This window comes from Lacticaseibacillus parakribbianus (assembly GCF_025490915.1).
GTDB classification, from domain to species: domain Bacteria; phylum Bacillota; class Bacilli; order Lactobacillales; family Lactobacillaceae; genus Lacticaseibacillus; species Lacticaseibacillus parakribbianus.
Genome location: NZ_JANQBA010000009.1, coordinates 108,482 through 117,057 on the forward strand (window position 1 = coordinate 108,482; position 8,576 = coordinate 117,057).

7 protein-coding genes are annotated in these 8,576 nt (G+C 61.8%); 1 reads left to right on the forward strand and 6 read right to left on the reverse strand.

Annotation, left to right across the window (positions count from 1 at the left end; genetic code table 11):
- Positions 1–45: 45 nt before the first annotated feature.
- The 6 genes from NUH19_RS08900 to NUH19_RS08925 form a co-directional block, all read right to left on the reverse strand.
- Complete coding sequence (locus tag NUH19_RS08900) at positions 46–1,182, reverse strand: radical SAM/SPASM domain-containing protein (RefSeq protein WP_262316201.1); 1,137 nt, start codon at positions 1,180–1,182, stop codon at positions 46–48.
- A gap of 98 nt (positions 1,183–1,280) precedes the next feature.
- Positions 1,281–2,807, reverse strand: a complete 1,527-nt coding sequence (locus tag NUH19_RS08905; protein ID WP_262316202.1) for a sulfatase-like hydrolase/transferase — start codon at positions 2,805–2,807, stop codon at positions 1,281–1,283.
- Entirely contained in the window at positions 2,800–3,591 is a 792-nt protein-coding gene (locus NUH19_RS08910; protein WP_262316203.1) for an endonuclease/exonuclease/phosphatase family protein, read from the reverse strand. Before NUH19_RS08910 ends, NUH19_RS08905 begins: the two co-directional genes overlap by 8 nt.
- Entirely contained in the window at positions 3,588–4,979 is a 1,392-nt protein-coding gene (locus tag NUH19_RS08915) for a sulfatase family protein (protein WP_262316204.1), read from the reverse strand. The genes NUH19_RS08910 and NUH19_RS08915 overlap by 4 nt, the downstream gene beginning before the upstream one ends.
- A gap of 8 nt (positions 4,980–4,987) precedes the next feature.
- A complete protein-coding gene (locus tag NUH19_RS08920) occupies positions 4,988–6,379 on the reverse strand; it encodes a sulfatase family protein (RefSeq protein WP_262316205.1) in 1,392 nt (463 codons plus the stop codon).
- 113 nt (positions 6,380–6,492) lie between these two features.
- The gene (locus NUH19_RS08925) at positions 6,493–7,329 is read right to left on the reverse strand and encodes a helix-turn-helix transcriptional regulator (protein ID WP_262316206.1); all 837 of its coding nucleotides are present in this window, start codon (positions 7,327–7,329) and stop codon (positions 6,493–6,495) included.
- A 102-nt stretch (positions 7,330–7,431) separates the two neighbouring features.
- On the opposite strand from NUH19_RS08925, the gene NUH19_RS08930 reads away from it, so the two are divergent.
- Positions 7,432–8,040 carry a YitT family protein gene (locus tag NUH19_RS08930; protein ID WP_262316207.1) on the forward strand — a complete coding sequence of 203 codons (609 nt, stop codon included), beginning with the start codon at positions 7,432–7,434 and terminating at the stop codon, positions 8,038–8,040.
- Positions 8,041–8,576: the final 536 nt, after the last annotated feature.

An 8,576-nucleotide genomic window follows, 5' to 3' on the forward strand; every position in this document is an offset into this window, starting at 1 on the left:
TGATGCTTTCATTGTCTCATGGATTGCGCCTCAGCACTACCCCACTCAGACCTGCGCCGGCACCGCCGGCTGGGCCGTAGCGGCCAGGCCCATGATGGCCTGGGCGTCGGGCAGCACGGTTTCAAGCACCGTGCGGTAGCCGCAGTAGCGGTTGGACTTGGCGACGTACATCGCGTCTTTCATGCGCTTGCAGCCGCCGCAGCACATTTTCTTGAACGGGCAGCTGTCGCAGTAGCTCGGCAGCTCACGCTTGTTTTGCAGCCAGTCAAAGGCTAGGGGCTGCTCGAACAGCTCGCGCAGCGTCTGCTTTTGGATGTAACCCAACCGGTACTTGTCCAAGGCGTAAAAGTCGCAGGGGTAAACCGACCCGTCGGCCTCGATCACGTACTGGATCTGGCACTGGCCGGCCAGCCCACACGCGGTGACCTGCCCCTTGACGAACAGGTTCAACACGTCGTCGAACAGCTTGATGCTGCGGTACTTGCCGGCCCGAAGCTCCTGCAACCACAGGGGAAACAGCTGCTGGTAGAAGCTGCCGAACCGCTCGGGGGTCAAGGCGAAGTCGCTTTTTTCGGTTGCGTCCAGGTCGTCCAGGCACGGAATGAACTGGACGAACTCGATGTTTTGGTCCTGGAAGAACTTGTAGACCTTCTGCGGGTGCTTGGCCAGCTCGTTGGTCAACACGCAGAGGATGTTGTACTGAATCCCGTATTCGTCGAACAACTCCTTGGTCTTCAACACGCGCCAAAACGTGCCGCGGCCGTGGGTGTCGACCCGGTTGAGGTCGTGGTAAATCGGACCGCCGTCGATCGACAGCCCGACCAGGAAGTGGTTGTCGCGCAACAGCGGCATCCACAGCTTGGTGATAATGGTGCCGTTGGTCTGAATCGCGTAATGCACCGTCACCTTCTTGGGCTGCTGATTGATGACGGCGATGAAGTGCTCGAAGTAGCTGAGTCCGGCCAAGGTCGGCTCGCCGCCTTGAAAGGCGATCGACAGCTCGTCGCCGTCGTTCAGGTCCCGGTAGATGTTGGGAATCATCTCATCGACCACCGCCTGCTTCATCTTGCCGTAGGACCGCACCTCACGAATGCTTGAGATGTTGGCGTAAAAGCAGTACTTGCAGCGCAGGTTGCACAGCGCCGAGGCGGGTTTAATCAGTATGTTGACCGTTTTTTTCATGAGTCGATTCCTTTCTTTGCCCTCACCACGAAGGCCAACGCCAAAGCAGGCGGCAGCATGCGCAAACTGCCACACGCAGCCGCCTGCTTACGGCGTCGTTAGAACTCGCGACCACTGTACCGTTCGTTCAGGGGGAGGCGCAGGTGGTTGAATTCATAAATCAGATTGTCGTGATGCGCGATCATCCAATCGCGCAGCGCGATGCGCAGCGTGTGCAGCAAGTTCTGGTAGCCGACGTTGTCAATCTGGTTGACCTCCTCGTGCGGATCGGTACTCAGATCGTACAGCTCGTCGATGTCGCCGCAGTTGAAGATGTACTTGTACTGCCCTTGGCGCAGCATGCGCTGGGAGAACAGCACGGAGCCAATGCCGGAGCACTCGGTCACCACGTTTTGCGGCCAAGCGACCGGCGTGTGTTCAAGCAGCGGCCGGAAGGATTGGCCGTCGCGCTCACGCGCCGCCTTCCCCACCCCGGCGTAGTCCAGGATGGTGGAGTACATGTCGGCGTTGCTCAAAAGCGCCGGTTCATGCGCGGATTCGGTCTGCTGTGGCAGCTTGACCATCAAAGGCACCGTCACGGTTTCCTCGTACATGAAAATCGCCTTGTCGAACAGGCCACCGTGGATGCCCAAAGACTCGCCGTGGTCGGCGGAGAAAATAATCAGCGTGTTGTCGTACAGGTCGTTTTGCTTCAGCCACGCGATCAGCCGGCCAATCTGGTAGTCGATGTGCGTGATCTCGGCGTAGTAGTGCTTGACGATCGGCTCAAGCTCTTCCCAAGTGGCGACGTTGCCACGCTTGAGGTCGTGAATCTTGGGCTTTGGCGAATCCGCCGGGTCCTTCCAATTCGGCCAAGGCGGCAGCTTCACGTCGTCGTACTTGTGCAAAAACTCGCTTGGCACAAAGTACGGCTCGTGCGGCCCCCAGAAGTTGAGCTGGAAGTACCAAGGCTTTTCGGCCTTGGCGAACTCACCGAGGTAATGCTCGGCGCGGTCGATCAGGTACTGGTCCACCGAGGTGTCGACGCCGCTGGTGATTTGCCCGGCCTGGTGCCCCTCGTAAAAACCGTTGATGCGGTGTTCGATGGTCACTTCCTTGCCCTGATCTTTCAGCCACTGGCGGTATTCCGGGTAGCCGAAGCCGCCGAAGCCGTGGCCCGGAAAGTCGTCGCCGGTGTAGCCGATGTGCGTCGGCACGGAGTCAAAGCCCTTGTCGTACTCGGCGAACTGCACGTCACCCATGTAGTGCTGCAGGTATTCGTCGTGCTGGACGTTGTAGATGCCAGACCCCAGGTGCCACTTGCCGGTGTAGCCGGTTTGGTAGCCGGCGACGTTGAGCTGACGCGACAAGAGCTTCGGCGAATCCGGCAGCTCCTGGACCATGTTGCCGACGTTGTACGAGTTGGTCAGCATCCCGTGGTGCATCGGGTACAGCCCCGTTTGCAGCGTCGCCCGGGCCGGGGTGCAGATCGGACAGGTGGTGTAGCAGTTGTCAAAAATGGTCGCGTGCTTGGCCAGCTCGTCGAGGTTCGGCGTTTGGCACAGCGCGTCTGAGGCGTAGGCCTTCAGCGTGTCCTTGCGCTGCTGGTCGGTCAGAATGAACAAGATGTTCGGCTTGTCAGTCATGGTTTTCCTCCCTGAAATTCAGTTCGACGGTCACGGGAAAATGATCCGACGCGTACTTGCCCGGCGCCGAGACCGTGGTGTCCACGGCGTAGCTTGACACGGCCAAGTCCCGGACGAAGACGTAATCCAGCCGCTGCATCACCGGGTTGGCATGTGGGACGTACGACAGGTCGTCCATCCAGGTGCCGCCCAGCGGGTCAATGACTTGCGCGGCCACCTTCAGGCTGTCTTGAAAGCTCGCCGGCATCGCCGCGTAGGCCGGATCATCCGGCTCCATGTTGAAGTCCCCGCAGACAAACACCGGTAGCCCTGGTTGCTGGGCGGTCAAGAAGGCCCCAATCTGGCGAACGCCGGCGACTCGTGCGGCGGCCGAACCGTCGTCCAGATGCGCGGTCACCGCCACAAACTCGCGGCCGGACGCCGCTTCTTGGAGCTTTGCCCACTGAAACACGCGGCGGTTGCCCGTGCCGGGGTAAAACGACGGCACCGCCGGGGTGGCCGACAGCCACTGGTGCCCGGCATCTTCTAGGGTGAACTTGGCCGGGTCGTAGTAAATCGCGGCCGCCTCCCCCTGGCCGTCGCCGTCTCGGGGAATGCCGACATGGGCGAAGCCGGCCAGCGCGTTCAGGTCGGCGTACAGGTGCGGCAGCGCCTCTTCGACGCAAAACAGGTCCGGCGCCAGCCGCCGCAGGTTCTCAATCACATAGGGCCGCCGCGCCGCCCAGGCCCAGTCGCCGTCAACCGGCGTGTCGTAGCGAATGTTGTACGTGGTTAACCGCATCATTTTTCCTCCCGCGCCCAAAAGCGCTGGCCCTGGCTGAAGCTCAGGTCGCCTTGGGCGGCCGCCAGCTCGAACATGCGCTTGCGCATCGCGGCGATCACCGGCTGCGCCTTGGCTGTGTGCGATAGATCAACTTCTTCATCCGGATCCAAGTGACGATCGAAGAGCTGGGTGTGGGCGCCGTCCTTGGTGCGGTACTCGATCAGCTTGTAGTCCTTGGTCACCAGGCCGCGAATCTTATCGGTGAACTGCAGGTAAACCTCGTCGCGGCCGCCTGCCTGGCCCTGAATCTGCGGCAGCAGGCTGTGGCCGAACACGCCGTCTGGAATCGGCAGGCCGGCGTAATCCAAGATCGTCGGCATCATGTCGAGCAGCAGTACCTTGCCGGCGACGCGCTTATCCTTAGGGATATTGGGGCCGGCGAGAATCATCGGGATGCGAATCGAGTTGTCGTAGAGGTTTTGCTTACCCATCAGGCCGTGCTGGCCCAAGGAGATGCCGTGGTCGGCGACGTAGACGATCAGGGTATTTGCGAGTTGCCCGGTTTCCTCAAGCGCCGCCACGATGTCACCGACGCGATCGTCGATGTGCGTGATCATCGCGTAGTAGTCGGCCAGGTGGCGCCGCACTTCGCTGATCGGCCGCGGGTAGTCGACCAACTGCTCGTCGCGCTCGCCGCGAATGTCGAACTCGAAGGGGTGCTGCGGCAGGTAGTTGTCCGGCAGCGTCAAGCGCTCCGGATCGTACATGGCCGAGTACTTGTCCGGCATCGTTCGCGGGTCGTGCGGTGCCATGAACGCGCCGTACATGAAGAACGGCTGCGTTGAATCCTTGCGGTCCTTGATCGCCTGAATCAGGGTGTCGGCGAACAGGTCCGTCGAGTGCTTGCCGACGTTGATGCGATTGGCCGGCAGGTGCCAGACGGTGTTGGTCGAGAACGGATCGTAGGTGAAGTTTTTGACGTGGTCGTAGCGGCCCGTGGGGTCAAAATCGCTGACCGGCACGTTCCAGTGGTCCCACATGCCGCCGAAATACACGTTGGCCGCGTCACCGAAGCTGCGGGCAAAACTGTTGGTGCCGTTGTGCCACTTGCCGGTGCCAAACGTCGCGTAGCCGCCTTTTTGCAGCTGCTCACCCAACAGGGGCTGGTCGGCCGGCAGGTCATCGCCGGCGTCCTCCCAGCTGGTCACGTAGCGGCCGGTGTGAAGCATCGCGCGGCTGGGCATGCAAACCGCCCCGCTTGAGCCGCCGGGGATGAACGCCTCGGTGAAGCTGGTGCCGCGGTGAACCAACTGGTCGAAGTGCGGGGTGATGATCTCCGGATTGCCCAGCGCGTGAATCGTGTTGAAGCGCTGGTCGTCGGCAATCATCAGCAAAATATTGGGTTTCATGAGACCTCCTACCGCTCGTCGCGGGACCAGAATTCCTCACCCTGCGAGAAGTCCAGGTCGCCTTGGGCCGCCGCCAGCTCGAACATGCGCTTGCGCAGCCGGGCAATCACCGGCTGAGCCGCCGCGGTGTGCGACAGGTCGTACTCCTCGTTTGGGTCCCGGTGCCGGTCGAACAGCTGGGTGTGCGACCCCTGCACGGTGCGGTACTCGATCAGCTTGTAGTCCTTGGTCACCAGGCCGCGAATCTTGTCGGTGAACTGCAGGTAAACCTCGTCGCGGCCGCCTGCCTGACCTTGAATTTGCGGCAGCAGGCTGTGGCCGAACACGCCGTCTGGAATCGGCAGACCGACGTAATCCAGAATCGTCGGCATCATGTCGAGCAGCAGTGCCTTGCCGGCGACGCGCTTGTCCTTAGGGATGTTTGGACCGGCGAGAATCATCGGGATGCGAATCGAGTTGTCGTAGAGGTTTTGCTTGCCGATCAAGCCGTGCTGGCCCAGGGAAATCCCGTGGTCGGCGACGTAGACGATCAGGGTGTTTGCGAGCTGCCCGGTTTCCTCAAGCGCCGCGACGATGTCACCGACGCGGTCGTCGATGTGCGTGATCATGCCGTAGTAATCGGCGATGTGCTGCTTGACGGCGCTGATTTTTCTCGGGTAGGCTTCAAGCGACTCGTCGCGCTGGGCCCGCATGTCAAACTCGAACGGGTGCTGGGGCAGGTAGTTGTCCGGCAGCTCGATGGTGGCCGGATCGTACATGGCCGAGTACTTGTCCGGCATGGTCCGCGGGTCGTGCGGCGCCATGAACGCGCCGTACATGAAGAACGGCTGGGTCGAGTCCTGATGGTCCTTGATCGCCTGGATCATGGTGTCGGCGAACAGGTCCGTCGAGTGCTTGCCGATGTTGATGCGGTCGGCCGGCAGCTGGATGGTGCGGTGCGTCGAGAACGGATCTTGGGTGAAGGTCTTCAGGTGGTTGTACTGGCCGGTCGGGTCAAAGTCGTTGACCGGCACGTTCCAGTGGTCCCACATGCCGCCGAAGAAAATGTTGCCACCTTCGTTGAAGCTGCGGGCGAAACTCCGGGTGCCGTTGTGCCACTTGCCGGTGCCAAAGGCGGTGTAGCCGCCCTTTTGCAGCTCCTCGCCCAACAGCGCCTGGTCGTCCGGAATCGTCTCGCCGTCGTCTTCCCAAGACGTCACGTAGCGGCCGGTCGCAAGCATCGCGCGGCTGGGCATGCAGACCGCGCCGCTTGAGCCGCCGGGGATGAACGCCTCGGTGAAGCTGGTACCGCGGTGGACCAGCTTGTCGAAGTTCGGGGTAATGATCTGGTCGTTACCCAGCGCGTGGATGGTGTTGAAGCGCTGATCATCGGCAATCATCAAAAGCACATTAGGTTTCAATTCCGATCTCTCCTTTGGTGGTGGCCGGGCTGCCCCGGCCTTCTACTTTCAGTATGCAGGCACGACAGGAAAGCGCAATCAATCCGGCCCTAAAGTTGGTATCCGGCCGTATATCATGAACGCCCCTGCACCGTCGACGGCGGCTCGCCGTAGTGCTGCTTGAACAGGCGGCTGAAGTAGAACGGATCCTGGTAGCCGACCGAGGTCGCGACCTGATTGATCGGCAGGTCGGTTTCCTTGAGAATCTGCGTCGCCTTTTTCATGCGCAAGGCCGTCAGGTAGCTCATCGGGCTCTCGCCCCGCACCGCCTTGAAGGTTCGCGACAGGTGGGCGGCCGAGACGTGCAGGTCCGAGGCGAGGTCGGCCAAGGTCACCGCCTCTTGGTAATGTGCCTCTAGGTAATAGGTCGCGCTGGCCACCAGCGCCTGCTGATCGACGCTTGGTTCGGCCTGGGTGGTGGTGACCGCACGGTCTGCCGCCACCCGGTTGTCCGGCAAGGCCCGCATCAGCAGGCACAACAGCTCGACCACCTCGGCTTGGACCAGCAGCTGGTGGCCGAACGCGCCGTTGTTGATGCTTTCGGCCGCGATCCGCCTGGCGCAGGCGAAAAAGGCCTGGGCCTGATCGCCCAGCGCCACCACCGAGTCGGCGAAGGGCAGGGTGTCCGGCTTGACGCCGGGCAGCGCAATCTGGCGAAAGCCGATGTGCAACTGGGTGCTTTCGGTCCCGGGCCGCTGGGTCTCTTGGTGGTGAACACCGGGGTTGAACAGCAGCACCTGGCCGGGCGTGATGCGGGTGGTCGCACCTTCGATGGTGTAATCCGACGTCCCGCTGAGCATGATCGACATCTCCAAGAACGCGTGGGCGTGATAGGGATAGGTGCCGGGCCGCGCGTTGTGGTAGGTGAAGGCGTATAGAATATCGGGAGCAAACGTTTTGAGTTCGAACATATCGGGGTCCTTTGTTTTTACCATTGCGCGACCGACTGTTCTCTGCCACACTAAGGCATGTCTTGGGTGCGGTTTCAGCCGCGCTCGGTTTGGAGGAAAAAAATGAAGTCTCAAGTCTCTACCCGCGAGGCGGCAGGCGACCTGCTGTTCGTGATTCTCGGCAACGGCATCTCGGCCTTCGCCTACTCTTGGGTGCTGGTTCGCCTGAACATCATCAGCGGCGGCGTCACCGCCACCAGCATGATTGCCGGGCGGCTGACCCCGCTTTCGGTGACCTTTTGGACCAACGCGATCACGCTGGTCTGCCTCGGGGCCTCGCTCATGTTTTTGGGGCGGCGCAACTTCCTGAATTCGATTGTCTCAAGCCTCAGCTACATGGGCTGGTTCTCGCTGGCCCAGGCGGTACCGGTTCACCTGCCGCTGCCGGTGTGGGTCAGCCTGCCGCTGGCCGGCGTCTGCGTGGGCATCGGCTATTTCCTGTGCATCGCCCACCACGCCTCGACCGCCGGCCTGGATGTGTTCGCCTTGGTGATTCACGCCAAGTGGGACCGCTTCCCGGTCGCCGCCTCGCTGCGGGTGATTAACCTCTTGATTCTCAGCATCGGGGCCTGGCAGTTCGGGCTGCATTCGTTCTTGCTCGGGCTGGTGTTCATCATCATCTACACCCAAACCCTCAGCCTGCTTGAAAAGCGCTTCGGCGTCGCCTTGTAACCGGACGCAACACCCGCCTCAATTATACCGGACCCAGCCTGCAATGCGTGTGATTAAACTAAAGGTCCCGACAAAATTTGGCAACTCCTGCCGGCGTCTTGACGCCGGCTTTTTGGTGCCCAGCGTGAAGGGCGGCGCTGACGGCGCGTCTGGCCACCGATCGCCTGCGGCCGGCCAAAAAAGAACGCACCAAATCCGCCGGCGGGAAGTACCCCGGCGGCGGAGCTGGGCATTGTGGTCACGTGGGTGTCTACAAGGCGTTGGGTGGCCAGGCTTTTGTCCCACCGCGACGCTGCAGCGCCGCGCTGGGGCCAAAACCAGGTCCCGCACCTGTCCGGCACCGGCCACAGCTTGCAACTGCCGCGCGGTGCCGCCGTCCCAGCTCCTGCGGACGCGCCGCGGGACTGGGGTCTTACCCTCCTGGCTCAGGACTGCGCCGTGCGGTGACATCCACACGCCTGAGCAGGCGGTCGTGCTTTGGCTCTAAAACGGGTTACGCCGCCTGAGCCAGCACACCTTCCGGGCCTCCGGAACGG

Coding starts and splice junctions, on each gene's coding strand:
- NUH19_RS08900 (WP_262316201.1), bottom strand. CDS start 1,182: ATGAAAAAAACGGTCAACATACTGATTAAACCCGCCTCGGCGCTGTGC.
- NUH19_RS08905 (WP_262316202.1), bottom strand. CDS start 2,807: ATGACTGACAAGCCGAACATCTTGTTCATTCTGACCGACCAGCAGCGC.
- NUH19_RS08910 (WP_262316203.1), bottom strand. CDS start 3,591: ATGATGCGGTTAACCACGTACAACATTCGCTACGACACGCCGGTTGAC.
- NUH19_RS08915 (WP_262316204.1), bottom strand. CDS start 4,979: ATGAAACCCAATATTTTGCTGATGATTGCCGACGACCAGCGCTTCAAC.
- NUH19_RS08925 (WP_262316206.1), bottom strand. CDS start 7,329: ATGTTCGAACTCAAAACGTTTGCTCCCGATATTCTATACGCCTTCACC.
- NUH19_RS08930 (WP_262316207.1), top strand. CDS start 7,432: ATGAAGTCTCAAGTCTCTACCCGCGAGGCGGCAGGCGACCTGCTGTTC.